20 protein-coding genes are annotated in these 26,500 nt (G+C 61.4%); 17 read left to right on the top strand and 3 right to left on the bottom strand.

Features of this window, described 5'->3' with window-relative positions; genetic code table 11:
* Positions 1–11 precede the first annotated feature (11 nt).
* A complete protein-coding gene (locus BEN48_RS14010; protein ID WP_070735546.1) occupies positions 12–446 on the bottom strand; it encodes an organic hydroperoxide resistance protein in 435 nt (144 codons plus the stop codon).
* 40 nt (positions 447–486) lie between these two features.
* The gene (locus BEN48_RS14005; protein WP_241502280.1) at positions 487–939 is read right to left on the bottom strand and encodes a MarR family winged helix-turn-helix transcriptional regulator; all 453 of its coding nucleotides are present in this window, start codon (positions 937–939) and stop codon (positions 487–489) included.
* A 183-nt stretch (positions 940–1,122) separates the two neighbouring features.
* Between BEN48_RS14005 and BEN48_RS14000 the strand changes: the two genes are divergently transcribed.
* The 17 genes from BEN48_RS14000 (at position 1,123) to BEN48_RS13920 (ending at position 22,981) form a co-directional block, all read left to right on the top strand.
* The gene (locus BEN48_RS14000) at positions 1,123–1,620 is read left to right on the top strand and encodes a GNAT family N-acetyltransferase (protein WP_070735545.1); all 498 of its coding nucleotides are present in this window, start codon (positions 1,123–1,125) and stop codon (positions 1,618–1,620) included.
* 193 nt (positions 1,621–1,813) lie between these two features.
* On the top strand, positions 1,814–3,106 hold the full coding sequence (locus BEN48_RS19450) for a glycosyltransferase family 1 protein (protein ID WP_083321075.1): 1,293 nt from the start codon (positions 1,814–1,816) through the stop codon (positions 3,104–3,106).
* A 48-nt stretch (positions 3,107–3,154) separates the two neighbouring features.
* Positions 3,155–4,333 (top strand): UDP-galactopyranose mutase, encoded by a 1,179-nt coding sequence (glf, locus tag BEN48_RS19445; protein ID WP_070735544.1) that lies wholly within the window; start codon positions 3,155–3,157, stop codon positions 4,331–4,333.
* 239 nt (positions 4,334–4,572) lie between these two features.
* Positions 4,573–7,983, top strand: coding sequence for a preprotein translocase subunit SecA (gene secA, locus BEN48_RS13985; RefSeq protein WP_070735629.1), 3,411 nt, complete (start codon positions 4,573–4,575; stop codon positions 7,981–7,983).
* Between the two features lie 207 nt (positions 7,984–8,190).
* Entirely contained in the window at positions 8,191–9,864 is a 1,674-nt protein-coding gene (locus tag BEN48_RS13980; RefSeq protein WP_158010200.1) for a T9SS type A sorting domain-containing protein, read from the top strand.
* Between the two features lie 27 nt (positions 9,865–9,891).
* The gene (deoC, locus tag BEN48_RS13975; RefSeq protein WP_070735542.1) at positions 9,892–10,560 is read left to right on the top strand and encodes a deoxyribose-phosphate aldolase; all 669 of its coding nucleotides are present in this window, start codon (positions 9,892–9,894) and stop codon (positions 10,558–10,560) included.
* Complete coding sequence (locus tag BEN48_RS13970) at positions 10,541–11,095, top strand: sporulation protein (RefSeq protein WP_125932659.1); 555 nt, start codon at positions 10,541–10,543, stop codon at positions 11,093–11,095. Before deoC ends, BEN48_RS13970 begins: the two co-directional genes overlap by 20 nt.
* A 232-nt stretch (positions 11,096–11,327) precedes the next feature.
* Positions 11,328–12,521, top strand: a complete 1,194-nt coding sequence (locus BEN48_RS13965; RefSeq protein WP_070735540.1) for a M20 metallopeptidase family protein — start codon at positions 11,328–11,330, stop codon at positions 12,519–12,521.
* Between the two features lie 36 nt (positions 12,522–12,557).
* Entirely contained in the window at positions 12,558–13,382 is an 825-nt protein-coding gene (locus BEN48_RS13960) for a hypothetical protein (RefSeq protein WP_125932658.1), read from the top strand.
* A gap of 401 nt (positions 13,383–13,783) precedes the next feature.
* A complete protein-coding gene (locus BEN48_RS13955) occupies positions 13,784–15,301 on the top strand; it encodes a Do family serine endopeptidase (protein WP_070735538.1) in 1,518 nt (505 codons plus the stop codon).
* 255 nt (positions 15,302–15,556) lie between these two features.
* A complete protein-coding gene (locus BEN48_RS13950; RefSeq protein WP_070735537.1) occupies positions 15,557–16,012 on the top strand; it encodes a hypothetical protein in 456 nt (151 codons plus the stop codon).
* A gap of 139 nt (positions 16,013–16,151) precedes the next feature.
* A complete protein-coding gene (gene amaB / locus BEN48_RS13945) occupies positions 16,152–17,756 on the top strand; it encodes an L-piperidine-6-carboxylate dehydrogenase (RefSeq protein WP_083321073.1) in 1,605 nt (534 codons plus the stop codon).
* 221 nt (positions 17,757–17,977) lie between these two features.
* Positions 17,978–18,547 (top strand): RNA polymerase sigma factor, encoded by a 570-nt coding sequence (locus tag BEN48_RS13940; protein WP_070735536.1) that lies wholly within the window; start codon positions 17,978–17,980, stop codon positions 18,545–18,547.
* Positions 18,548–18,675: 128 nt separating this feature from the next.
* Complete coding sequence (locus tag BEN48_RS13935; protein ID WP_070735535.1) at positions 18,676–19,449, top strand: hypothetical protein; 774 nt, start codon at positions 18,676–18,678, stop codon at positions 19,447–19,449.
* A gap of 8 nt (positions 19,450–19,457) precedes the next feature.
* Positions 19,458–20,705 carry a hypothetical protein gene (locus BEN48_RS13930; RefSeq protein WP_125932657.1) on the top strand — a complete coding sequence of 416 codons (1,248 nt, stop codon included), beginning with the start codon at positions 19,458–19,460 and terminating at the stop codon, positions 20,703–20,705.
* A 105-nt stretch (positions 20,706–20,810) separates the two neighbouring features.
* Positions 20,811–21,308 carry a PaaI family thioesterase gene (locus BEN48_RS13925; protein ID WP_070735533.1) on the top strand — a complete coding sequence of 166 codons (498 nt, stop codon included), beginning with the start codon at positions 20,811–20,813 and terminating at the stop codon, positions 21,306–21,308.
* 83 nt (positions 21,309–21,391) lie between these two features.
* Positions 21,392–22,981, top strand: coding sequence for an amidase family protein (locus BEN48_RS13920; protein WP_083321072.1), 1,590 nt, complete (start codon positions 21,392–21,394; stop codon positions 22,979–22,981).
* Between the two features lie 226 nt (positions 22,982–23,207).
* Here BEN48_RS13920 and BEN48_RS13915 read toward each other — a convergent pair whose 3' ends face one another.
* Positions 23,208–26,441, bottom strand: a complete 3,234-nt coding sequence (locus BEN48_RS13915) for a WD40/YVTN/BNR-like repeat-containing protein (RefSeq protein ID WP_070735532.1) — start codon at positions 26,439–26,441, stop codon at positions 23,208–23,210.
* Between the last annotated feature and the right edge of the window lie 59 nt (positions 26,442–26,500).

Raw genomic sequence — 26,500 nt, 5'->3', positions numbered from 1 at the left:
CCCGCCGCGTTTTAGGCGTTGGTCGTGGTGGTAAGGCTCACCTCGATGTTGCCTTTGGTAGCGCGCGAGTAGGGGCAGATACCGTGGGCGGCTTCCACCAGTTCCTCGGCCTGCTGCTGCTCAATGCCGGGCAGGTTTACGTGCAAATCGGCCGAGATGCCGTAGCCGCCGTCTTCCGCCTGACCGAAGCCGATGAGGGCTTCCACAGTCACATTGGTCAAACGAACTTTGGCCTGGCGGGCCGCTACGCCCAAGGCTCCTTCGAAGCAGGCGGCATAGCCAGCGCCAAACAGCTGCTCGGGGTTGGTAGCGCCGGCTTTGCCGGGACCGCCCATCTCCTTGGGCGTGCTCAGGGCCAGAGCGAGTACGTTGTCGTTGGAAGTAACATGGCCATCACGGCCGCCTTTGGCTAAAGCCTGGGCAGTGAAGATTTTTTCGATTTTCATCAGAGTGGTTAAGATGCTAACTTGAAAAATAAGCCGACACTTAAGTCAGCTGGGTAAGTAAGTGGGTGAGGTGAAGGCGCAGTGCCGCAATTGCTTCGTCTGACATGTGCACTCTCTCAAGCATATGCTGGGGAATGGCGCAGGCCTGGGCCTCCAGGCTCCGGCCGGCCGGCAGCAGCTCGATGATAACCGAACGCTCGTCGCGTGGATCGCGGCGGCGGTTCAGCCACTGCCGCTGCTCCATGCGCTTGAGCAACGGCGTGAGCGTTCCCGAGTCGAGCAGCAGTTTTTCGCCCAGTTCCTTCACCGTGAGCTGCTGGTGCTCCCAAAGCAGCAGGAACACGAGGTATTGCGGATAAGTGAGGTCGAGGGCCTGCAACATGGGCTGATAAGCCTTGGTGAGCAGCCGCGACACGGCATAGAACGGGAAGCACAACTGGTTTTCCAGCTTCAGGAGCGAGTTCTTAGCAGAAGAGGTAGGGGGATGCATCATGTGATTTCTATAAAGTATACCGATAATGGTTGCGTAATGTTTAATTGTGTACAATGTATTCTCGAGGCTGTGAGTTTTGTAATGATTATTGGAAGAGCAGAAACGAAGCATGCAGGCTACACGGAATCAGGTGTAGCACCGCAGTCGGCTGCACCTAAACTCGCTTCCCGATACCTTTACCCCATGCACCTGCGCGCGCTCGAACCCGAAGACCTCGAATTTCTTTACGCCCTGGAAAACGACCCGGACATCTGGGGCGTGTCGGATACCATGGCGCCGGTGTCGCGCCACGCCTTGCGGGAATACTTGGCGCACGCCACCGCCGATTTCTACGTAGTGCGGCAACTGCGGCTTGTGGTTACTACTGAAATTGGCGGCGTGCCCGTGGGCGTGGTCGACCTCTTTGAATACGACCCGCTGCACCAGCGCGCCGGAATTGGCATCACCGTACTGGCCACCGAGCGACGCCACGGCTACGCGCGCCAGGCCCTGGCGCTCATAAGAGAACACGCCCGGCAGGCACTCCGGTTGCACCAGCTCTATGCCACCGTGGGAGTGGATAACCAGCCCAGTATGAGGCTGTTTCGAGCGGCAGGATTCCGGCGGGTAGGCACCCGGCAGCAGTGGTTGCGCACGCCCGGCGGCTGGCAAGATGCCGTGGAGTGGCAGTGCCTGCTCTAACGTAATTGCGCTTTATTACAATAATTTACTTTTATAGCAACAGGACGAACGCGGGTGTTAGGAGGCAATTGGCAGGATAAGCTGAACTATATCCTTCGGTTGAGAGGGTGCGTATAGGATGGCAAGCGCCCCGGCTGTGTATCCCGCTTGTTGTGTCGGCGCGGCGCGAAACCTTACCTTCTTGTTGTTTTTCATGCCCCCATCTTCGACGGCGGAAGCACCCCTGCGTGCCTCCGCCAACGCTGTCCAGCCCAGCGCATCAGCTACCGAAACCCCTGCCTACACCCTACCGGACCTTGTTTGCTTTGCGCACTTGCATTGGGACTTCGTGTGGCAGCGGCCACAGCATTTGCTGTCGCGGTTTGCCCAGCACGGCCGGGTGTTTTACGTTGAAGATGCTTTCTACCACAACGACGACGAGGTTGAGCCGCACGTTGAAGTAAAGGACCGCGACAACGGCGTGAAAGTGGTGGTGGTGCACCTGCCCCAGCGCTTCCGCAACGACGAAGATGCCAGCGACCAAGCCCAGTTTGAGGTGCTCAGCCATTTTTTTGCCGAGCAAAGCGTCACGAAGTACGCTTTTTGGTACTACACGCCCATGGCCCTGGGCAAGTCGCGGCATTTCCATCCCCTGCTCACCGTGTACGACTGCATGGACGAGCTGGCCAACTTCAAATTTGCCCCGCCCGAGCTGAAGAAGCGCGAGCAGGAGTTGTTCCAGAAGGCCGACCTCGTATTTACCGGGGGCCACACGCTCTACGAAGCCAAGCGCGAGCAGCACCCCGATGCCCACGCCTTCCCCAGCAGCATCGACAAGGCCCACTTCGGCCAGGCCCGTGGCCCCCTGCCCGAGCCCGCCGACCAGGCCGGCATTGCGTACCCGCGCATTGGCTTCTTTGGGGTGGTGGATGAGCGGCTGGACATTGAGCTGCTACGTGAGCTGTCTCAAAACCATCCGGGGTGGCAATTTGTCATCATCGGGCCAGTGGTTAAGATTGACCCGGCCACCTTGCCCCGCACCGCCAACGTGCATTACCTCGGGGGCAAAGATTACAAGGAACTACCGGCCTATTTAAAGGGTTGGGATGTAGCAACATTGCTATTTGCCGATAACGAAAGCACCAAGTTCATTTCGCCGACTAAAACCCCCGAATACCTGGCCGCTGGCAACCCCGTGGTAAGCACCCCAATTCGTGATGTGGTGCGCCCCTACGGCGATTTGAAGCTGGTGCACATTGCCGACAATGCCGCCGATTTTGGCAAGGCCATTGCCACGGCGCTCACCCAGCGCACCGACGCCGACTGGCGCCAGCGCACCGACGATTACCTGGCCACCATTTCCTGGGACCAAACCTGGCAGGACATGGTGAACCTGATGCAGCAGCGCCTGGCTGCCAAGGCGCCCGATGCGGCCACCGCCGCGGGCACCACGATGGCCAGCAAGGTATCTGAAATAACGACCCCGGTGGCGCCTGCGCCCCGCTAGTCCTACGCAGTTAATAAGTCCTTCTACATTTCCATACTTCCACATACTATGTTCGATTACCTCATCGTCGGGGCCGGTTTTGCCGGCAGCGTGCTGGCCGAGCGGCTGGCTACCCGCAGCAACAAGAAGGTGCTCATTATTGACAAGCGCAGCCACATTGCGGGCAATGCCTACGACCATTACAACGAGGACGGCATCCTGGTGCACAAGTACGGCCCGCACATCTTCCACACTAATTCCAAGGACGTATTCGACTACCTCGGCCACTTCACCGACTGGCGCCCCTACGAGCACCGCGTACTGGCCTCGGTAGACGGCCAGATGGTGCCCATGCCCATCAATCTTGACACCATCAACCAGCTCTACGGCCTGAGCCTGACCAGCTTTGAGGTGGAGCAGTTTTTTGAGTCGGTGGCCGAGAAAGTGGACGTCGTGAAAACTTCGGAGGACGTGGTGGTGAGCAAAGTAGGCCGCGAACTTTACAACAAGTTCTTTAAGAATTACACCAACAAGCAGTGGGGCCTCGACCCCTCGCAGCTCGACAAGTCGGTGACCAGCCGCGTGCCCACCCGCACCAACCGCGACGACCGCTACTTCACTGACACCTACCAGGCCATGCCCCTGCACGGCTACACCCGGATGTTCGAGAAAATGCTCGACCACCCCAACATCAAGGTGATGCTCAACACCGATTACCACGAGGTAATGGACTTTATCCCCTTCAAGGAAATGATTTTCACCGGCCCCGTGGACGAGTATTTCGACTTCAAATTTGGCAAGCTGCCCTACCGCTCGCTGGAGTTCAAGCACGAGACGCTGAGCAAGGAAAAACACCTGGCCGCGCCCGTGGTGAACTACCCCAACGACAACCTCTACACGCGCATCACCGAGTTTAAGGCCCTCACCGGCCAGGAGCACCCCAAAACGGCCATCGTATACGAGTACCCGCAGGCCGAGGGCGACCCGTACTACCCCATTCCGATGCAGGAGAATGCCGAGCTGTACAACAAGTACAAGAAGCTGGCCGACGAGACGCCCAACGTGCATTTTGTGGGTCGCCTGGCCACCTACAAGTACTATAACATGGACCAGGTGGTAGCCCAGGCCCTCACGCTTTATAAGAGATTGACTGAGAAGGAGAAGGCCGCCAAGCCGGTGCTGCCCACTATCTCGGGCAGCACGGCGCTGGTTGACAAGCTGGTGAGCCGCTCGCCCAAGCAGGAGTAGTTATCTGTTGCCTAAACGATAAATGCAGAACGTCGTGCAGAGCGAAGCGAAGCACCGTTGCATCGATACTATCTCCTTCAATTGAGTTAGTTGCATGGTAAAGTCGCTTCGCCCTGCTTTGCACGACGTCCAACTAAGCTCCGCCAATTTGGCGGGGCTTTTTGTTTTGGGACGGTTTTAGCGGAACGCTCCGTAAATTTGAGGGGCGCGCCAGCGCCTTTCGCTATAAAAATCACCTGATGTTAGACTTCCTAGGCAAGACCGTCGCCAAAATATTTGGCTCCAAGTCGGAGCGCGATTTAAAGGAAATCGTGCCCTACGTGGCGCTCATTAATGCCGAATATGCCAAACTGGCCGGCCTGACCGACGACCAGCTGCGCGAGCAGACCCAAAGTGTCCGGGTGCGCATTGCCGAGCGTCTGGCTGGCATTGATGAGCAGATTGGCGGTTTGCATGCGCAAATTGACAACCAGCCCCAGCTCGATGTAGCTCAGAAGGAGGTGTTTTTCGAGCAGATTGACGTGCTGGAAAAGCAGCGCAACAAAGACCTCGAAGCTGTGCTGCTGGAGGTGTTGCCGGTGGCCTTCGCCATTGTGAAGGACACTGCCCGCCGCTACAAGGAAAACGGCCAGTTGGTGGTGACGGCCAACGACCACGACCGGGAGTACGCCACCACGCACGCCAACTGCGTGATTCAGGGCGACCAAGCCACGTGGTCGAACAAATGGCTGGCCGCTGGCGCTGAAATCGTTTGGGACATGGTACACTACGACGTGCAGCTCATTGGCGGCGTGGTATTGCACCAGGGCAAAATTGCCGAAATGGCCACGGGCGAAGGCAAAACCTTGGTTTCGACGTTGCCATCGTTCCTGAACGCTTTGTCGAAGCGCGGCGTCCACTTGGTGACCGTGAACGACTACCTGGCCAAGCGTGACTCCGAATGGAACGCGCCGCTGTTCGAGTTCCACGGCATCACCGTGGACTGCATCGACAAGCACCAGCCCAACACGCCGGAACGCCGCGCCGCCTACCAGGCCGACATCACCTACGGCACCAACAACGAATTTGGCTTCGATTACCTGCGCGACAACATGGCGCGCGACCCCGAAGAGTTGGTGCAGCGCAAGCACCACTTTGCCATGGTCGACGAAGTGGACTCCGTGCTGATTGACGATGCGCGGACGCCGCTCATCATCTCCGGCCCGGTGCCCCGCGGCGACGTGCACGAATTCTACCAGCTCAAGCCGCGCATTCAGCGCATCGTGGACGAGCAGAAAAAGGTGGTGCAAGCCTACCTCGTGGAGGCCCGCAAGCAGATTGCAGCCGGCAAAACCGGCGCCGAGCCCGGCGATAAGAACGGCGAGGGCGGCCTGATGCTGTTCCGCGCTCACCGCGGCCTGCCCAAGAGCAAGCCACTCATCAAGTACCTGTCGGAGCCCGGCATCCGCGCTGTGCTGCTGGCTACGGAAAGCCATTACCTGGCCGATAACTCGCGCCAGATGCCCAAGGCTGATGAAACGCTCTTCTTCACCATTGACGAGAAGAACAACCAGATTGAGCTGACCGAGAAAGGCATTGACTTGATTACGGCTCAGGGCGAAGACCCGCAGCTGTTCATCATGCCCGATATCGGGATGGCCGTGGCCGACATCGAGAAACAAACCGCACTTTCGGCCGAAGAGAAGCTGCATCAGAAGGAAAAGCTGATGAGCGACTACAACGAGAAAAGCGAGCGGGTGCACACCGTGAACCAGTTGCTGAAAGCCTACACGCTGTTTGAGAAGGATGACCAGTACATCCTAAGCGACGACGGCAAGGTGAAAATTGTGGACGAGCAGACCGGCCGCGTCATGGAAGGCCGCCGCTACTCCGACGGACTGCACCAGGCCATTGAAGCCAAGGAAAACGTGCGTGTGGAAGACGCCACCCAGACCTACGCCACCGTCACGCTGCAGAACTACTTCCGCATGTACCACAAGCTGTGCGGCATGACCGGCACGGCCGAAACCGAAGCCGGCGAGTTCTGGGAAATCTACAAGCTCGACGTGGTGGTGATTCCCACCAACCGGGTGATTTCGCGCAAAGACTCCGACGACCAGGTGTACAAAACAGTGCGTGAGAAATACAACGCCGTGGCTTTGGAAATCCAGAAGCTGGTGGAAGCCGGCCGCCCCGTGCTGGTGGGCACCACCAGCGTGGAAATCTCGGAGCTGATGTCGCGCATGCTTAAGCTGCGTGGCATCCAGCACCAGGTATTGAACGCCAAGCAGAACCAGCGCGAGGCCGAGATTGTGGCCGGTGCCGGTTTCCCTGGCACCGTAACCATTGCCACCAACATGGCCGGCCGTGGTACCGACATCAAGCTGCGCGAAACGTCGAAAGAGTCGGGTGGCCTGGCCATCATCGGCACGGAGCGCCACGAAAGCCGCCGGGTAGACCGCCAGCTGCGGGGCCGTGCCGGCCGCCAGGGCGACCCCGGCACCTCGCAGTTCTTCGTGAGCCTCGAGGACAACCTGATGCGTCTGTTCGGCTCCGACCGCATAGCCAAGCTGATGGACCGCATGGGCATGGAAGAGGGCGAAGTCATTCAACACTCCATGATTACCAACTCCATTGAGCGCGCTCAGAAGAAGGTGGAGGAAAACAACTTTGGCACCCGTAAGCGCCTGCTGGAGTATGACGACGTGATGAACGCCCAGCGCGAAGTGGTGTACAAGCGCCGCCGCAACGCCCTGCACGGCGACCGCATGGAGGTGGACATCCTCAACATGATTTACGACGTGAGCGAGGACATTGCCGCCGGTCACAAAATCACGGGCGACTTCGAGGATTTCAAGCTGGCCGTCATCAGGGTGTTCGGCTACGACACCTACCTCACGGCGCAGGACTTGACCAGTCTGCAGCTGCCCGCGCTCACCCAAAAGCTGTACGAAGAAGCCCTGGGCTACTTCCAGAGCAAGAACGAGCACATTGCCAGCAATTCCCTGCCGCTGGTGAACGACCTGCTGAACAACGGCTCGCCCTACGAGAACATCGCCGTGCCCTTCACCGATGGCAAGAAGCAGGTGCAGGCCATTGCCAACCTGAAGCGTGCCCAGGCCACCGGCGGCCACGACATTCTGCGCCAGATGGAGAAGGTGGTGGTGCTGAGCGTGATTGACACGGCCTGGACCCAGCACCTGCGCCAGATGGACGACCTGAAGCAGGTGGTGCAAAACGCCGTGTACGAGCAAAAGGACCCGCTGCTGGTGTACAAGTTCGAATCGTTCGAGCTGTTCAAGCGCATGATTGGCAAGGTGAACGAGGAAACAACTTCGTTCCTGTTCCACGCCGACGTGCCGGTGCAGCAGAGCATGGTGGGCACCAACGAGGAGCAGGATTACTACCTCGAAGACGAGGAGCCCGCCCCGCAGCTCACCGTGGAGCACGAAAGCAACCTCGACAGCCTGGGCGCTGGCCCCGAAGACATGGGTCCCGACTATCAGTCGCCCCAGGTGGCTGAGAAGCAGGTGCCCGTACGCAGCCAGAAAGTGGCCAACCGCAACGAAAAAGTGAACGTGCAGTACATGGACGGCACCGTGAAACGCGACGTGAAGTACAAGTCCGTGGAGCAGGACGTGGAAAGCGGCCGCGCGGTGCTGGTGGACTAACGAACGACACCAGACATAAACGTGGAAACGCCCCGGCCAAGTGGTCGGGGCGTTTTTGTTGGTGGGGCCAGATAGAGCAGGCCGGCAGAGTATATTTACCGAGCCCGAAATAAACGGGTACCGTGGCTGGAAAGCCCTTTTTGGATGAAAACGATGTGCACTTGGGTGCGTGGCTGGCAATTTGCCGCATTATTATTGGTCCTGGCCATGGGGCCAACTGCTCGCGGGCAAGCGCCGGTCTGGCAAACAGTGGTGAGTGCCAATCAAGCTAGTGGCAGCTTTTCCACTGCCAGAGCGGTTGCAACCGATGCTGCTGGTAATGTGTACATCACCGGGGCTTTTCGCGGCACGGTTCAGTTTGGCAGCATTGCTTTAACCAGTGGTGCCAGCAACGAAATAGACGGCTTTGTAGCCAGGTGGAATAGCGCCACCGGGTTTGCCTGGGCGCAGCGCTTTGGTGGGGGCGGTAGCTTTTTGGTGCGGGGGGTGGCCGTGGGAGTGAATGCCGTGTATTTGGTGGGTTCGTTCAGGAACGCCGCCAGCTTTGGCAATATCAGCCTGACCAGTATCGGCGGAAGTGATGGATTCGTGGCTAAGCTCGCCGATGGGGGCACTGCTGCAAACTTTGAATGGGCCAAGGCGGTAGGCGGGGCCACCGACGATGACGCCCAGGCAGTAGCTGTAATCGGAAACAGCGTGTACACAACCGGTGATTTTTCAGGGCCGCAGGCCAATTTTGGCACTGCGCGTCTGAGTAGTGCCGGGGGGCAGGACCTATACGTGGCCAAACTGACTGACAAGGGCGCGAGCGCTGACTTTGCCTGGACTCAGCAGGCTGGCGGCCCCGGCGACGACTATTCCCAAGCGGTAGCCGTGAGCGGGGCGAACGTATACGTAGCTGGTAGTTCCAACAGCGCGACCACAGCGTTTGGCGGCGTCACCTTGACCACTGCCGGACTAAGCGACGTAGTTGTGGCCAAACTTGCTGATGCCGGCGCCACCGCAAGCTTCGTGTGGGCCCAGCAGGCCGGTGGGGTGCGAAACGACCGCGCCGTGGCGGTGGAAGTAAGTGGGCCAAATGTGTACGTGGCCGGAACGTTTGAAAGCACAGCCAGCTTTGGCAGCATTGCCTTAACCAATGCTACGCCTGCGGGCAGCATTGCCACCGATGCATTTGTGACGAAAATGACGGACGCCGGCACCAGCGCCACCTTTACCTGGGCCCGCCAGGCGGGGGGCGAAAGCGACGACTTTGTCACTGACATGGTACTGAGTGGCCCGAGTGTGTACTTAGTGGGCCGGTTCAACAGCGATATTGCCAGTTTCGGCAACACTGCTTTAACCAACGTAGGTTTCAATGGCGTCAACCCCGACATTTTTGTAACCAAGCTCACCGATGCGGGTTCGGCGGGCACCTTCGTTTGGGCGCAGCAGGCCGGCGGGGCATTTGCCGATATAGCCACCAGCGTGGCCCTGAGCACTACCACCCTCTACGTGACGGGCGCCGTTAACCCGCCGGCTAGCTTCGGTAGCCAAAGCATCTCGGGGCTTTCCTCTACGGCCAATGTTGCTTATTTGGCCAGCATTAGCACAATTACCGGTCTAAGCGCTTTGTCTTCGGCATTGCCCGATGGCTTGGCGGTATTCCCTAATCCCTCGCACACGAGCGTCACGGTGCAGCTGCCGCCCATTGCTGGGGCTGCCAAGGCCACGCTCACCGTGCTCGACGCTCTGGGACGCGCGGTGCATACCCAAACCGTAGCGCTGCCCGCGTCAGAACGCCGACTGGAGTTAAACCTGACCGGCTTACGCGCCGGGCTGTACGCTGTGCAGGTAAGCGCCGGTGGCAAGGCCGCAACCTGCCGCCTCGTGGTGGAGTAGGCCAGACTTACCCGCTACCTTTGCCCCATGACCCTTGCCACCCAAATAGACCATACCCTGCTGCGTCCGGATTGCACCGAAGCACAGATAGTGCACCTGTGCGAAGAAGCCGCCGCCCACGGCTTTGCCAGCGTGTGCGTGCCCCCATGCTACGTGGTACTGGCTACCGAAAAGCTGGCCGGGACAGCGGTGGGCATTTGCACCGTAATTGGGTTTCCGTTGGGGTATTCGGCTTCCAGCGTCAAGTTTAAGGAAGCGGAAGTGGCGCTGTATGACGGCGCTACCGAACTGGACGTAGTCATCAATATTTCGGCCCTGAAGTCGGGGAGGACCGAGGCCATTCAGGCCGAAATTCTGGACCTGGCCGACCTGTGCCATGTACACCAGGCCTTATTGAAAGTTATCATTGAAACGGCTCTGCTCACCGAAGCCGAAATAGAGCTGGCCTGCCAGCTGTGCGTGGCCGGCGAGGCCGACTTCGTGAAAACCTCCACCGGCTTTGCCAGCCGCGGCGCCTCGGTAGCCGATGTGGAGCTGATGCGCCGCGTGCTTCCCGAAACCGTACGCATAAAAGCCGCCGGGGGCATTCGCACCCGCGAAGCCGCCAATGCCCTGGTTGCTGCCGGCGCCGACCGCATCGGCTCGTCCAATAGTGTGGCCCTGATTACTGCAACCGATGAAACGACTGCTGCCTAAAATGCTGACGGCTTCCCTGCTGCTGGGGCTGGCTGCCTGTGCCAGCACCGCCACTCAAGCCCCGCGCGCCAGCGCCCCCGCCGACACCACCAAAAAGCCGGCGGTGGCCAGCGCCGTGCCCATGCCGGCGGAAGACGTGACCCGGTACCGGCCCGTGTTCCCGGCGCCCAAAGCGGCGCCTGCGGGCGCCCCCGTGCGCCCGGCTTCGGTGCCCACCAACCAGGTAAACGCCCAGATAGAGCAGCGCCTGCGCGACCAGGCCTACACCAACCAGAACGTGAAATATGCCCAGGGATACCGCATTCTGGTGTATCTGGGCCTGGAGCGCGACCAGGTGATGGCCATTCGCCGCAGCATCATTGGCCGCTACCCCGAGGAAACCGACTACATCACCTTCAAGTCGCCGGTGTACCGCCTGTACATCGGCGACTACCTCACCAAGCTGGAAGCGGCCCGGGCGCTGGCCAAGCTGCGCGGCCTGGCCCCCAAGCTGGAGCTGGAATCCACGCAGGTGCTGCTGAATAAGAACCCGTAGGGGAGGGAGGAAAGAACAACAACTCCCCTCCTTTTTTAAGGAGGGGACGTTGCGACGAAGTCGCAACTGGGGTGGTGCAGTCGTTGAACGTTACCCGAACAAGCCGTACCATCTTTTCGCGCACTATATCACCTTCGTTCGGCCATCGTTCAACGACTGCACCACCCCAATTTTGCCTTCAGCAAAATATCCCCTCCTTAAAAAAGGAGGGGAGTTATCGTTTTCGCAACCCATGACTGACCTTCTTCTCCCCCAGATTCAGCGCCTCGCCACCCAGCACGCCGCCGACACCGTGGCCCTGCGCCGCCACCTGCACGCGTACCCGGAGCTGTCGTTTGAGGAAACCAACACGGCGGTTTTCGTGACGCGAGAGCTGGAAAAGCTCGGCCTGCAGCCCCAACCCATTGCCAATACGGGCGTGGTGGCCCTGATTGAAGGCCTGCCCGGCGGCCCCACCATCGCCCTGCGGGCCGATATGGACGCGCTGCCCATACTGGAGGCCAACGATGTGCCCTACAAATCCACCAACCCCGGCGTGATGCACGCCTGCGGCCACGACGTACACACGGCCTCGCTGCTGGGCGCGGCGCGCATTCTCAACGAGCTGAAGGGCGAGTTTAAGGGCAATATCAAGCTGATGTTTCAGCCGGGGGAGGAGCGGCTGCCCGGCGGTGCTTCGCTCATGATTGAGGAAGGCGTGCTGGAAAACCCGGCGGTTTCCCGCGTGCTGGGCCAGCACGTGTTTCCGCATTTGCCGGCGGGCAAGGTGGGCCTGCGCGCAGGCCGCTACATGGCCAGCACCGACGAGCTGTACCTGACCGTGCGCGGCAAAGGTGGCCACGGTGCCATGCCCGAAATGAACCTCGACCCGGTGCTGGTGGCGGCGCACATCATTGTGGCCGCGCAGCAGATTGTGAGCCGCCGCGCCAATCCCAAGCTGCCGTCGGTGCTGAGCTTCGGGAAGGTCATCGCCAACGGCGCCACCAACGTTATTCCCAACGAAGTTTACCTCGAAGGCACTTTCCGGACCCTGAACGAGGAGTGGCGCAACGAAGCCCACCAGCACCTGCGCCGCCTCTGCGAAGGCCTGGCTGACAGTATGGGCGCCGTGTGCGAGCTGGAAATCCGCCGGGGCTACCCGTATTTGGAAAACGAGCCCGCCCTCACGGCCCGCGTAAAAGCCGCCGCCGAAGCGTACCTGGGCCCCGAAAACGTGGTGGAACTGGACCAGTGGATGGCAGCCGAAGACTTTGCCTACTTCTCCCAGGCCGGGCCGGCCTGCTTCTACCGCCTCGGCACGCGGCACGAGGATGGGCGCTTTGCCGCTTCGGTGCATACGCCTACCTTCGATATTGACGAAAAAGCGCTGGCCACCGGTCCGGGCCTGATGGCCTGGCTCGCGGTAAAAGAGCTGGCCGGGGAATAAGCCCGATTCACTATCATCAATCTACTTCTTACCCGAATGCGTTCTGTCTCTGGTTTGCTGCTTGCTGCGGCTGGTTTGGTGGTGTCCCTGCCCGCGGTGGCGCAACGCCGCAACGTGGCGAACTTGTCTTTGCAGCCCGAGGCACAAGTGGAGCTGGCGCTAAAGGGCAACGATTATCTGCTGGTGGGAATCAGCGCGCTGGCTCCTTTAAACAACGTTAGCGGTCCCACTTTTGCCGGTGGGCAGCTGCGGCTCGGATACGAGCGTTTCTGGAGCGAGAAGTGGAGCGGCGGGGCCACGCTGCGCGTATTGGGCGGGCCCAGTGACGGCTACGGTGACTTTATCGGGCAGGCCGGCAACCTCATTGCGGGGCTGCTGCTGCGGCACACCAGCACCGCTGGCAGCTTCGTATTCGGCCAGCGGCTGGGGGCCGAGTACGGCACCGCCTACAATGCACAGGGCCGCGACGTGAAAGACCGCGCCCTGGCGCGCCTGCGCTTCGACGTGGAACGGCCGCTGACTGTAGGCGAAAAAGTGACCCTTCGGCCCCGGCTGGCCTACGAAGCGGCTGCCTACGTCCGGCTGCAGCGCGACGACAACGAACTGAAGGAGCGGGTGGTTGATTTCGGCAACCTGCGTGGGGAGGTGGGCCTGCGCTTTTCGCCTGCCCTGGATATTACGCCTTGGGTAGCCTACCAGACCTGGTACATCAATACCCTGCCCCAGTTCGACAACACGGGCAAGCAAGTAGGTGGCGGGCGCACCAATCTCCTGACCCCATTATTAGGTTTAGACCTACGGCTCACATTCGGGAGCACGGCAGCGGGAACTGAGCGCCGGCAGTTGCCCACGCAGCACTAAGCGCCTCCTCGAAACCAGCTACACGGGTTATACCCGTAGTTTTCGCCTGCCCGACACGGCTAACGCAACGACCAATGGGGCTGCACTCGCCGGCGGCATTCTGCGCCTCGCGCTTTCCTTCGATACGGCCAAAATGACCGAGCACAGCACGAATTCAGGTGGTTTTCAGTCGTCCAATAAAAAAAAGGCACCCCTTGGGGTGCCTTTTTTGCGGTTATCGGTGTTGTACTATCAGCGCCACGGGTTGGCCTGCTTTCTGCTAAAAGCAACCCTGGGACACGAAAACGAATCCTTTCGTCGTTGCCAATAAAATTCCTGGTTGGGGCATTCGGTTTACCCGCTGTTTGCTAAATTAGGTTCTCGAAGTAATCAAATCAATTTTCCCCATTTTTCCCTTACCCATGCAAGCAAAACAAATGATGCTCGGCCTGCTCGGTTCCGCCATTCTCGGCGGCGGCGTGGCCGTAGGGGGGTACAAGCTGTTGGAGCCGGCCCCGGTGGCGCCCCAGGCTGTTTCTGCCGACCCCCAGGTTCGTTATACCTCTGAGATGCGCAGCAGCGCCTACGCCGTGCCCGAGGGCCTGAATTTCGTAGCCGCCGCCGCCGCCGTAACCCCGGCCGTAGTGCACGTGATGACCGAATACGCCGCGCCGGCTGTTGACCAGCGCCAGGCGCAGATGGACCCCTTCCTGCGGCAGTTCTTTGGCGACCAGTTGGAGCAGTTCCACGGTCAGCAGGGCCATCAAGGCCGGCCGCGTAGCGGCGGCCAGGGTTCGGGCTCGGGCGTGATTATCGCTGCCAACGGCTACATCGTGACCAACAATCACGTCATCGACAAGGCTTCCAAGATTGAAGTGGTGCTCGACGACAAGCGCAAGTTCGAGGCCGAGCTGGTGGGGGCCGACCCCAACACCGACCTGGCCGTGCTGAAAGTGAAGGCCGATAACCTGCCTTTCGTGAAGTATGGCAACTCCGACGACGTGCGCGTGGGCCAGTGGGTGCTGGCCGTGGGCAACCCCTTCAACCTGAACTCCACCGTGACGGCCGGTATTATTTCGGCCAAAGGCCGGAACATCGATATCCTGCGCCGCAAGGACAACATGGGCATCGAGTCGTTTATCCAGACCGATGCCGTGGTGAACCCCGGCAATTCGGGCGGTGCCTTGGTGAACCTCAGTGGCGACCTGATTGGCATCAACTCGGCCATTGCCTCGCACACCGGTTCGTTTGAGGGCTATGCCTTCGCCATTCCCAGCTCGCTGGCCAGTAAAGTGGTGGATGACCTGCTGAAGTACAAAGTAGTGCAGCGCGCCTTGTTGGGTGTTCAGATTCAGGAAGTAGACGCCAAACTGGCATCGGAGAAGAAACTGGCTACCCTGAACGGGGTGTACGTGCAAGGCTTTAGCGGGAGTAGTGCCGCCGAGGCTGCTGGCCTGAAAGCGGGCGACATCATCACCAAGATAAACGGCACCAACGTGAGCACCTCCTCGCAGCTGCAGGAGCAAGTGGCGCGTTTCCGCCCTGGCGACAAGATTAAAGTGAACTTCCTGCGCGGCACTGCTGCCAACGAAGTGACGGCCGTGCTGCGCAACGCAACCGGTACCACCAGCGTGGTGCGCGAGGTGCCGGCTTCGGCCACGGTGAAATACGAAGGCGCGACGCTGTCGCCGGTGCCGGCCCGCGAGCAGAACAAGCTGGGCTTGGAAGGCGGTGCCCAAATCAGCGGCATTCGGGGCAGCAACTTCCGCGAAACGGGCATTGCTGACGGTTTCATCATCACCCGCATCGACAAAAATCAGGTGAACAATCCGGCTGACGTGAAAAAATACCTCGACGAAGCCCGTGAGAAATCGGGCGCGCTGGTGGAAGGGGTTTACCCCGACGGCCGCAAGGCGTACTACCCCATCGGCCAGGAGTAAGCTCCTGTTTAGGCTCAAGTAAAAAAGCCCCCTTCCACGATGGAAGGGGGCTTTTTTGTGGTTTTTGGAGGCGGGTGAGCTACCTGTAATAGCTGCCTGGGTAATTCACCAGTTCGGAATGTGCTCCAGGAGCCGCGCTAGGCGTAGCCAACCAGCCGCAACCGCGTGGACTAAATACTGTTTTGCGCCAATTGCGGGCTAAACCTGGCTTTTGCTTGACTCGTATAGCTGACGAGCTAAATTTTTGCAGTGCCTGTGGCTACTTTCTCAAACAACGCTTTTTCTTTAGAATACCGCGCCGATTTGGGCATCCTGATTGGCCGCTGGCTGCATGCCTTGCCTCCGCCCGAGCTGCAGGGTACCTACGAGGCCATGCTGGAGGCGGCCAAGGAATACGGCAACTGCCGCTTCTGGCTGCTGGACCTGCGCCGGCGCCCGCTGGCCGGCCCCGACCTCAACGAGTGGTTTCGTGAGCAGTTTTCGCCCCAGATAGCTTCTGCACTTGGCGGGCCGTTGTTTACGGCCTATTTGGCGGGGCCGCACCAGCGCCTTGCGGCCGAAAGCACCGAAATGGAGTTGCACCTGCGCCACGCCGCCACCCTAGACTCGTACCCGTTGTTTTATGACGACGAAGCCGAAGCCGTAATCTGGCTGACCGACCAGCAGGAGCGGGCCGGCGTCCGGACCGCTCAAACATCCAGTTCGGAGTAGTTGCGCAACTCCTGGGGTGTGCCGTAGCTGGCCATTAGTTGCCGGATGGGCAAAGGGAAGAAGGACCCCGGCCGGTTGCGGCACTGGGCTTTCCGTAGCTTTGCTGCAGCATCACTCATCGCATTCCCACCCCTACTCCATGAAGCAAGCCCTCGAACAAGCCACCGCGCCTGACGTAACCGTAGCTCACCCTCACGAAGACCCCCATGGCATCCAGGACGTGCTGCGCCAACTGGGCGTGCAGGCCGATAATGCGGCTTATAGTACCGGCCGCCAGTGGGGCGGCAGCGCCAACGCCGAGCGCCGCACCGTGCTGGCCCCCGCCGACGGCCGCCCGATTGCCAGCGTAGCCTTTGCCACCGTGGAAGACTACGATACCGTGGTGAAAACCGCCCAGGAAGCTTTCAAGACCTGGCGCCTGATGCCGGCCCCCAAGCGCGGCGAGATTGTGCGGCAAATCGGCAACAAGCTGCGCGAATACAAGGAGCCGCTGGGCAAGCTGGTGAGCGCCGAGATGGGCAAAATCCTGCAGGAAGGCCTGGGCGAAGTGCAGGAGATGATTGACATCTGCGACTTCGCGGTGGGCCTTTCGCGCCAGCTGCACGGCCTGACCATGCACTCGGAGCGCCCCGCGCACCGCATGTACGAGCAGTACCAGCCGCTGGGCCTGGTGGGCATCATTTCGGCCTTCAACTTTCCGGTGGCCGTGTGGAGCTGGAACGCCATGCTGGCCGCCGTGTGCGGCGACGTGAGCATCTGGAAGCCGTCGGAGAAAACCCCGCTCACGGCCGTGGCCGTGCAGCACATCATCAAGGACGTGCTGGCCGAGAACGACATCCCGGAGGGCGTGTTCAGCATCATCATCGGCGGGGCCGACATTGGGGCCGCTATGGCCGCCGACAAGCGCGTGCCGCTGGTTTCGGCCACGGGCAGCACCCGCATGGGCCGCAAAGTAGGCGAGGTAGTGGGCGCCCGCCTGGGCCGCGCCCTACTGGAGCTGGGCGGCAACAACGCCATCATCGTCACCAAAAACGCCGACCTCAACATTGCCATCCCCGCCATTGTGTTTGGGGCGGTGGGCACGGCCGGGCAGCGCTGCACCAGCACGCGCCGCGTCATCATCGAGGACAGCATTTACGAGGAAGTGAAAAACCGCCTGCTGGCCATTTATCCCAAGCTGCCCATCGGGCATCCGTTGCAGGAAGGCACCCTGGTAGGCCCGCTCATTGACGGCGACGCGGTGAAGATGTTTGAAGAGGCCCTGACCAAGGTGCAGGCCGAAGGCGGCAAGCTGCTCACCGGCGGCCAGGTGCTGAGCGGCGCCAAGCTGCAAGGCGGCCACTACGTGCAGCCCGCGCTGGTGGAGGTCGAGAACCACTACCACACGGTGCAGGAGGAAACCTTCGCGCCCATTCTCTACCTCATCAAGTACAGCGGCGACGTGGAGCAGGCCATCGCGCTGCAAAACGACGTGCGCCAGGGCCTGTCCAGCAGCATTTTCACCCTGAACATGCGCGAGGCCGAAGCCTTCCTGGCTGCCACCGGCTCCGACTGCGGCATTGCCAACGTGAACATCGGCACGAGCGGCGCTGAAATCGGCGGTGCGTTTGGCGGCGAGAAAGAAACCGGCGGCGGCCGCGAGTCGGGCTCCGACGCCTGGAAAATCTACATGCGCCGCCAGACCAATACCATCAACTACAGCACGGAGCTGCCACTGGCGCAGGGCATCAAGTTCGACGTGTAAGCAGTAGCCTGATAGCAGTAACGTGAACCCCATCGGTAGTGCCGATGGGGTTTTTTGTTGCTGCCCGGCGGGACCCGGTTGGCGAGCGTGGCTGCGTAACCGGCAGGACTTAAGCAGGAATCCTTAAATTTACTACGCACCACCCCCGTCCGGGTGGTGCAACCCCGGCGCCCGCCGTGGGGTCTTTTGCTCGCTTACGCATTCTTAATTCGCCTTTCTGCATGGAAGCCGCTGTTGCCTACATTGACATCAACGCGCCCCTGGTGGAGCGCTGCCGCCTGAACGACCGCCAAGCGCAGGCCGAGATTTACCGCCGCTACGCCAAGGCCATGTTTAACGCGGCCCTGCGCATTACCGGCGACTATGCGGAGGCCGAGGACGTGCTCCAGGAGTCGTTTCTGAGCGCCTTTCGGGAGCTCAGCGGCTACAAGGGCGACTCCGCGTTTGGGGCGTGGCTCAAGCGCATCGTCGTCAACAAAAGCATCAATTGCCTGCGGCAGCGGCGGCTGGCGCTGGTGCCGCTGGGCGAGCAGCACCACGAAGAGCGGGACGAAGCCGCGCCTTCGGCCGAAGACGAAGCCGATGCCCACTACCGGGCCGACGTGCTGCGCCGCTGCATTCAGGAGCTGCCCGACGGCTACCGGGTGGTGCTGACCCTGTACCTGCTCGAAGGCTACGACCACCTCGAAATTGCCAGCATCATGGGCATTTCCGAGTCTACCTCCAAATCTCAGTACAGCCGGGCCCGGGTTCGGCTGCGCGAATTAGCCGCCCAGCGCGGTCTTAGCTAATCATTTATTCTGCTTGCGCTGTTAATTAACCTCCACCACGCTTCATCCTTCGGCGCTCGGTTGCGTTTACCCCAGCCTATCCCCGCCACCTGCCGACTTTGGAAGAACCGTGCGTTTGCTTCTCCTTTATGAATACTCATAAGCCTGATTCTTTAGAAAAATTCGTCGAGCGGCACCGTGCCGATTTCGACACGCACGAGCCGCGCCCGGACCTGTGGGCCGCTCTCGAGCAACAGCTGGCCGAGCCCGTGGCGACCCCCGCCACGCCGGTAATGCGCCTGGTCGATGCGGCCAGTGCCACAACTGCGCCGGCGCGCGTAGCTAGCGCAGCTGTGGCTACCGGGCCGGCCAACTGGCTGCAACGCTACGGCGTGGCGGCGGCGCTGGCCCTGCTGGTGCTGGCCGCCGGTGCCGGCGAAGCCTGGAAATCCAGGTACAGCGCACCAGCGCCATTGGCCGCCGCGAGCTACCACGGCACCCACACCGCGGCCGAGCCCGACGCTGCCCTGTACCAGAGCGGCATGCCCATGGCCATGACGGCGGCCGACCGCAGCACCGGCGCCGACAGCCAGCTGGTGCGGGCCGTGCGCGGCATGGAAGCCTACTACACCAGCCAGCTGGCCCGCCGCCAAAGCGAGCTGCACGAAATGACCGGCCCCGGCATGGCCGCCATGGCCGCCGACTGGCAGCGGGAGCTGGTGTCGCTGGACTCCAGCTACCGCAAGCTGAAGGTGGAGCTGCTGCACCACCCGCAGCCCGATGCCGTGCTCACGGCCATGAACCGCAACCTGCAGATTCGCCTCGATATTCTGGACCAGCAGCTGCAGGTAGGCACGCCCACCGAAGAAAACGGCCCCAACGCTTTTGTGCTGGCTGACAGCCGGAACTCCTCTAATAAATGAAACCCCGGATGGCTACGATAACCTGGCGGGCTGCAATGGTGACGCTGCTGGCGGTGGCGGGGCTGTGGCAGCCCCGCGTGGCGCTGGCGCAAACCAGCCAGTGGGTAGCCGTGTGCCCCACCCGCGCCATGCGGGCCCTGGAAGTGCAGGCGTTCGTAGCCGAGGATTTCCTGACCGGCGCCGGCCAGCTGCCCGCCCAGAACCCGCAACCGGAACAGCCCACCGAGCAGGAAAAGGCCACGCTGCAGGTGGAGCAGCGCCGCCGCGTGAGCCGCAGCTACGCGGTGCCTCAACGCGGCCGGGCCTTCTCGCTGCACACGCGCTATGGCCGCGTGCAGGTGAACCCCTGGAACAAGAAAGAAATAAAGGTGGAAGCCGAGATGGTGGCCCGCTCCGAATCCGAAGCCGGGGCCCGGCAGGTGCTGGACGCGCTGGGCGTGCAGTGGCTCGACTACGATGCCAAAACCGGCGGCGTGGCCGTGAGTACGCAGTTTGGCCCCGCGCTGCGCGGCCGGGCCGGTGGCTGCCGCTACGAGGTGAACTACACCGTGTGGCTGCCGCGCACCACGGCCCTGGCCCTGTACAACAACTTCGGAGAAATTGCCATCAATGGCGACCTGAGCGGCCCCACCGAGCTGGTGGTGGAATACGGCACCCTGCGCACGGGGCGCCTCGAAGGGCCGCAGAACCTGGTGCGCATTGCCAACGGCAACTGCACCATTGCCTTTGCGGGCCAGGCCAGCATTGATGCCAGCTATGCCCGGCTGCGGCTGGACCAGGGTTCGGAAGTGGTGCTGCGCAACAACCACTCCGACGTTGACATTGGCACGGTGGAGGACCTCACCATTCACAGCAAGTACGGCGATGTGGCTCTGGGCACGGTGCGCAACCTGCGCGGCTCCTCGGGCTATTCGCGCTTCACGGTAGACAAGCTCGGCCAGGGCCTGGACATGGCCCTGCGCTACTGTCCCGACTTTGTGGTGCGCGACATGGGACCCAACTTCCGGCAGGTGAACCTGGACGGCGGCTACAGCTCCATCCGGCTGGGCTTTGCCGAGTCGCCGAGCTTTCGCTTTGACGTGAGCACCGAGCAGGGCCAGCTGCTGGTGGACAAAGACATGGTGCGGGTGCTCTCGCAGGAAAACGGCCCCATTACCAGCGACGTGCTGGGCACCTTCGGCAGTACCACTCCGACCCGCCACGCCGGCAATGTGAACATCAAGGTGCGCTACGGCACGGTGCGCTTCAGCAAGTAGGAGTAGGGATTTTTAGGGTAAATGCCGGGAGCGTCATGTTATGCCAAGCGCGGCATGACGTTCTTGCGTGCTCCTGTTGCTCGTTGCTCCTTTTACCACCACTTTATGCCTGCCCTCACCGACACGCCCCAAGCGGCGGCCTTTCGCCGCCAGGTGCTCAGCCCCACGAAACTGCGGCTGTTTATGCTGCAAAAGCTGCCCATGGCCTGGCTGGCGGGGCTGCGCCTCGTTCGCATTTCGCCCGAAGAGGCCACGGTTACGGTGCGCTTTAAGTACCTCACTCAAAATCCGTTTCGCAGCATCTACTTTGCCTGCCTGGCCATGGCGGCCGAGCTGGCCAGCGGCATTCAGGCCATGATGCACGTGCAGGCCGGCAGTTCGGTGTCGATGCTCGTGACGAAGTTGGAGGCCGATTTTACCAAGAAAGCAGTAGGGGTCATTGCCTTCAACTCACCCAATGGGCCCGACATCGCTCAAGCCATCGCCGAGAGCCGTGCCACCGGCGAAGGCCGCACCGTAGTGTGCACCAGCACCGGCGTGGACGAAGCCGGCGACGTGGTAGCGGTGTTCCGCATCACCTGGTCGTTTCGCGCGAAGAAGTAAATGCCCACCCCGTTTACAAGCGCATAGCGCCCGGCTTGCGGGTACCAGGCACGGAAAGTCGCCGGCTGGCATACCTTCGCGGCATGGCAAATCTTATCCGGTTCTCGTGCTGTGTGCTGCTGGCTATCGGCGTATTTTTCTGCGGTGGCTGCAGCGCTGCTGAGCAACAGCAGCACGCCAAAAAGCCCCCTTTTGAGGTGACAGAAGCGTCCATAGAGGACGTGCAGGGAGCACTGCAACGCGGTGACTGCACCTGCGAGCAAGTGGTGGGTGCCTACCTGGCCCGCATCGCAGCCTACGACCAGCCCACCACGCTCAATTCCATTGTCATCACCAACCCGGAGGCCATCGAAACGGCCCGGCAGCTGGACGCCGAGTACAAGCGCACCGACACCATGCGGCCCCTGCACTGCATTCCGGTGATTGTGAAGGACAACTACAACACCGCCGGCTTGCAAACCACCGCCGGCTCGCTGGCGCTCAAAGGCTTTGCGCCCACCACCGATGCGTCAATGGTGAGGGCCCTGAAGGCGGCGGGGGCCATTGTGCTGGCGAAGTCCAACATGGCCGAATGGGCCTTTAGCCCCATGGTCACCATCAGCTCCATTGCGGGCGAAACCCGGAATCCCTACAACCTGGCGCATGTGCCGGCGGGCTCCAGTGGCGGTACGGCGGCGGCGGTGGCAGCCAGCCTGGGCACCGTGGGGCTGGGCACCGACACCGGCAATTCCATCCGCGGGCCTTCGTCGCACACCGCGCTGGTTGGTTTTCGGCCCACGCTGGGCTTGCTGAGCCGGGCCGGCATCACGCCGCTCTACCTGCGTAACGACACTGGCGGGCCCATGACGCGCACCGTAGCCGACGCCACCCGCCTGCTGGAGGTAATGGCCGGCCCCGACCCGGCCGACCCGCTTACTGCCTACAGCGCCGGCAAGGTTCCGGCCGGCGGCTACCGCCAGTTTCTTGATAAAAACGGCTTGAAAGGCGCCCGGATTGGCGTGTTGCGTACGCTGAGTGAGCGCAACCCTGATGCGCAGGTGAAGGCCGTATTCGCGCAGGCCGTGGCCGACCTGCGCAAAGCCGGTGCGGTGGTCGTAGAGGTCGAAATACCTGATTTTGACGAAATCAGCAAAGGCCATTGGTGCTCCGTTTTCAAGCACGATGTCAATGCCTACCTAACGGATTTGGGCCCCAGTGCTCCCGTAAAAAACATCAACCAGGTGCTGGCTTCGGGCAAATACTCGGCCTATATCAAAGAAAACCTGGAGGACGAGTTGGCCAATGGGGTCCTGCCTGGCCAGACTACTGCCGGCTGTGGTGAAGCCTACAGCGACCCGCGCCGTATTGCCTTCCGCAACGCCGTCACGGCCGTGATGAACCAGAACCAGCTGGGCGCTTTGGTTTATCCTACCTGGAACAATCCGCCCGCCAAAATAGGCGACTTCAAAGGCTACCGGGGCGACAATAGCCAGCTCATTGCGCCGCACACCGGGCAGCCGGCCTTCACCGTGCCCATGGGCTACACCTACGATAACCTGCCGGCCGGGCTGCAGTTTCTGGGGCGCTCATTTGATGAGCCCACGCTGATTAAATACGTTTACGCCTACGAGCAGGCCACCCGGCATCGCAAGGCGCCCGCGCTGTTCCCGGCGTTGCCGGCGGCTGGGAAGTAGCAGGTGGAATTTTAAACGGCTTGTCAAGTGGAGCACAGCGCCGCCTGTCATGCTGAGCTTGCGAAGCATCCTCTCACCGCTGAACGAGTCGTCTAGCGGTGAGAAGATGCTTCCCTGCGCTTAAAATGACAGACAAAGCGCAGCGAAGTACCCCATCAGGCTGAAACGATTTGTTCAGCGGTGAGAGGATGCTTCGCTGCGCTCAGCATGACAGGTGGGCGTTGCTCTATAGTGAGCTTGGCGTAGCCGCTGGCTTGGGTTTGGGCATCGAAATAGCATCTACCGCCTTGTCGCGGATGAGCTTGTTGAGGGCGGGTACGTCCTGCTCGCGCAGCTGTTTCAGCACGCCTAGCTGGTGGTCAATCAGTTCGGCTACTTCTTTTTTGAAAGCTACCAGCTGGTCGGTGGGGGCATAGTTGCCTTCGCTGGCCTGGCCCACCAGGTTAGCGAGCTTGTTGTTGAGGCGAATGGGGTAATTCAGTGGGTCCTGGCCGCTGCGGTTTTTGGTTTGGTAGAGGGCTTCTTCTATCGAGGTCATCTTTTTGTCGATGGCCTCGGCGGCCTGCACAACTTCGCGGTAGGCGGCATCGGCTTTCAGGGGCGTGGTCAGGGCCTCGAGCTGCCCACGCATGGTGCGGATGTCGCGCACGGCGTCGTTGGTTTCGGTGAGCTTGTCGCGCACTTCCTGCAGGAAGGCAAACTGGGCCTGCAGCTCCTGCGGTGTGGCTTTGGCTCGGGGGTCTGGCAGTACTACCACCTCGGTTTCCTGCGGCGTTTCCTTGTTGAGGGTGAGGCGGGCCAGGTAGGTGCCGGGCATGACCCTGGGGCCTTCGGTACCGCCACCCCACAGGATAATGCCGTCGAACTTACTGGCCTCGGGGTAGCGCATGTCCCACACAAAGCGGTTCAGGCCCTTCTTCGTAACCAGCTTGTCCTTTTCGGCGCCGGGAGCAGGCTTTTTGTCTTTTTCCACGGCCTTCACCTTGTTGGTAAACGCGCGAATCAGCTTGCCGTTGGGGTCGAGGATTTCCAGTTTCAGGGTGCTGGTAGTGTCCAGCTTCTGGGCCAGGTAGTAGTGCAGCATCACGCCGCCGGGGTGGTTCTGGCCGGCCGTTTTGGGCACGGTGGGTCCGCCGGCGCCCTCCAGGCGGTAGCTGGCCAGGGGCTTGAACAGGTGCACCTTGCTGGCAGCCACGGCGGGCGTGAGCTGGTGCAGGGGCGTGAGGTCGTCAATCAGCCAGAAGCCGCGGCCCTGGGTGGCGGCAATGAGGTTGTCGTTTTTCAGGGTAAGGTCGGTGATGGGCACCTGGGGCAGGTTCAGCTGAAACGGCTGCCAGCTGGCGCCGTCGTTGAACGACGTGTACATGCCGTACTCGGTGCCGGCGTAGAGCAGGCCGGCGCGCTTGGGGTCGGCGCGCACCACGCGGGTGAAGTGCGTGGCAGGAATGCCGGCCGAGATGCTCGTCCAGGTCTTGCCGTAGTCGGCGGTGCGGTAGAGGTAGGGGCGGAAATCGCCGGATTTGTAGCGCGTGGCGGCAATGTAGGCCGTGCCCTTGGCAGTGGGGTGGGCCTCAATGCTGTTGATTTGGCTCCACTCGGGCAGGCCGTTGGGCGTCACTTTCGTCCAGGTTTTGCCCTCGTCGCGGGTTACCTGCACCAGTCCGTCGTCCGAGCCCGTCCAGATAACACCCTGCTCCGTTGGGGATTCCGCAATGGCGAACACGGTGCCGTAGTACTCCACGCTGGTGTTGTCCTGGGTGAGCGGCCCGCCCGACGAGCCCAGGGTTTTGGGGTCGTTGCGGGTGAGGTCGGGGCTGATGGTGGCCCACGACTGGCCCTCGTTGGTGCTCACGTGCAGGTGGTTGGAGCCGGCGTAGAGCTTCTTGGGGTTGTGGGGCGAAAACAGGATGGGGTAGTTCCACTGGAAGCGGTACTTCGAGTCGATGGCGCCGTGGCCCATGGGGTTGTCAGGCCACACGTTGATGCTGCGGGTCTGGTCGGTGCTGTGGTCCACGCGGGTGAGCAGGCCGCCGTAGCTGCCGCCGTACACAATGTCGGGGTTGGTGGGGTCCACGGCCAGGTGGGCACTTTCCGAGCCGGCCGTGGTTTCCCAGTCCCGCTCGCCAATGGTATTGCCGCTGCTACGGTGCAGGATGCGCACCGTGGAGTTGTCCTGCTGCGCGCCGTAGATGCGGTAGGGGAAGTGGTTGTCCGTCACCACGCGGTAGAACTGGGCAGTGGGCTGGTTAAAATAGGTGGTCCAGTTCAGGCCGCCGTCGCTGCTGATTTGGGCACCGCCGTCGTCGGCAATAATCATGCGGCTGGTGTTCTCGGGCGCAATCCACAGGTCGTGGTGGTCGCCGTGCGGGGCGTTGCGGGCCTCAAACGTGGTGCCGCCGTCCTTGCTTTTGTGGTACGACACGTTCATCACGTACACCACGTCCTCGTCTTTGGGGTCGGCGTAGATGCGGGTGTAGTACCAGGCCCGCTGGCGCAGGCTGCGGTCGTCGTTGGTTTTCTTGAAGGTCAGGCCGCCGTCGTCGGAGCGGAACACACCGCCGTTTTCGGCTTCCAGCAGCACCCACATCCGGTTGGAGTTCACGGGCGAAACCGTGACCGCCCCAATGCCCAGCGTGCCCTTGGGCAGGCCTTCGCGGCGGGAAATGTCCTGCCAGGTGTCGCCGCCGTCGCTGCTTTTCCACAACCCCGAGCCCGGCCCGCCCGACGAGAAGCCGTAGGGTGTGCGGCGCACGTTCCAGGTGGTGGCAAACATAATGCGCGGGTTGGTGGGGTCAAACGTCAGGTCCACGGCGCCGGCGTCTTTATTGGCAAACAGCACCCGTTCCCAGTTTTTGCCACCGTCTTTGCTGCGGTACACGCCGCGCATTTCGCTGGGCTGGTAGAGGTCGCCCATGGCGGCCACGAACACCAGGTCCGGGTTTTTGGGGTGAATGCGGATGCGCCCGATGTGGCGCGAATCCTTCAGGCCCACGTTCTGCCAGCTCTTGCCGGCATCGGTGGACTTCCACACGCCAAAGCCCGACGACACGTTGCCGCGCACCGTTTTTTCGCCCTGGCCCACGTAGAGCACGTTGGGGTCGGCCTCGCTCACGGCCACTGCCCCAATGGAGCCGCCGAAGTACTTGTCCGAGATGTTTTCCCAGGTGCCGCCGCCGTCTTTGGTGCGCCACACGCCACCGCCCGTGGTCCCCATGTAGTAGAGGTTGGGCTGGCCGGGCACGCCCGTCACCGTGCAGGAGCGTCCGCCCCGGTACGGCCCAATGGAGCGCCACGTCAGCCCGTTGTACAGCGCCGAGTCAAACACGGCCACGTTGCCTTTGGCCGGTTTGCTTTTGGTTTTTGTCTTGGTTTTCGATTGTCCGAAACTGCCCGCTGCCACAGTGAGCATCAGAAGCAGCGCAAGGAAGCCGGTTTTGAGGAAGGTGTACGGTTGATGCATGAGGCAAACAGTAAATTGAGACAAAGAAAGAACGTCACGCTGAGCTTGCCGAAGCATCT

The organism is Hymenobacter glacialis, from assembly GCF_001816165.1.
Taxonomy (GTDB): domain Bacteria; phylum Bacteroidota; class Bacteroidia; order Cytophagales; family Hymenobacteraceae; genus Hymenobacter; species Hymenobacter glacialis.
This window is presented reverse-complemented; position numbering and strand designations above follow the sequence as displayed.

Excerpts from the sequence above, each read along its gene's own strand:
- BEN48_RS13940 (WP_070735536.1), top strand. The coding sequence starts at position 17,978 with ATGGAAGCCGCTGTTGCCTACATTGACATCAACGCGCCCCTGGTGGAG.
- glf (WP_070735544.1), top strand. The coding sequence starts at position 3,155 with ATGTTCGATTACCTCATCGTCGGGGCCGGTTTTGCCGGCAGCGTGCTG.
- secA (WP_070735629.1), top strand. The coding sequence starts at position 4,573 with ATGTTAGACTTCCTAGGCAAGACCGTCGCCAAAATATTTGGCTCCAAG.
- BEN48_RS13980 (WP_158010200.1), top strand. The coding sequence starts at position 8,191 with ATGGGGCCAACTGCTCGCGGGCAAGCGCCGGTCTGGCAAACAGTGGTG.
- amaB (WP_083321073.1), top strand. The coding sequence starts at position 16,152 with ATGAAGCAAGCCCTCGAACAAGCCACCGCGCCTGACGTAACCGTAGCT.
- BEN48_RS13930 (WP_125932657.1), top strand. The coding sequence starts at position 19,458 with ATGGCTACGATAACCTGGCGGGCTGCAATGGTGACGCTGCTGGCGGTG.
- BEN48_RS19450 (WP_083321075.1), top strand. The coding sequence starts at position 1,814 with ATGCCCCCATCTTCGACGGCGGAAGCACCCCTGCGTGCCTCCGCCAAC.
- BEN48_RS14000 (WP_070735545.1), top strand. The coding sequence starts at position 1,123 with ATGCACCTGCGCGCGCTCGAACCCGAAGACCTCGAATTTCTTTACGCC.
- BEN48_RS13925 (WP_070735533.1), top strand. The coding sequence starts at position 20,811 with ATGCCTGCCCTCACCGACACGCCCCAAGCGGCGGCCTTTCGCCGCCAG.
- BEN48_RS13960 (WP_125932658.1), top strand. The coding sequence starts at position 12,558 with ATGCGTTCTGTCTCTGGTTTGCTGCTTGCTGCGGCTGGTTTGGTGGTG.
- BEN48_RS13970 (WP_125932659.1), top strand. The coding sequence starts at position 10,541 with ATGAAACGACTGCTGCCTAAAATGCTGACGGCTTCCCTGCTGCTGGGG.
- BEN48_RS14010 (WP_070735546.1), bottom strand. The coding sequence starts at position 446 with ATGAAAATCGAAAAAATCTTCACTGCCCAGGCTTTAGCCAAAGGCGGC.
- BEN48_RS13915 (WP_070735532.1), bottom strand. The coding sequence starts at position 26,441 with ATGCATCAACCGTACACCTTCCTCAAAACCGGCTTCCTTGCGCTGCTT.
- BEN48_RS13955 (WP_070735538.1), top strand. The coding sequence starts at position 13,784 with ATGCAAGCAAAACAAATGATGCTCGGCCTGCTCGGTTCCGCCATTCTC.
- BEN48_RS14005 (WP_241502280.1), bottom strand. The coding sequence starts at position 939 with ATGATGCATCCCCCTACCTCTTCTGCTAAGAACTCGCTCCTGAAGCTG.
- BEN48_RS13935 (WP_070735535.1), top strand. The coding sequence starts at position 18,676 with ATGAATACTCATAAGCCTGATTCTTTAGAAAAATTCGTCGAGCGGCAC.
- deoC (WP_070735542.1), top strand. The coding sequence starts at position 9,892 with ATGACCCTTGCCACCCAAATAGACCATACCCTGCTGCGTCCGGATTGC.
- BEN48_RS13920 (WP_083321072.1), top strand. The coding sequence starts at position 21,392 with ATGGCAAATCTTATCCGGTTCTCGTGCTGTGTGCTGCTGGCTATCGGC.
- BEN48_RS13965 (WP_070735540.1), top strand. The coding sequence starts at position 11,328 with ATGACTGACCTTCTTCTCCCCCAGATTCAGCGCCTCGCCACCCAGCAC.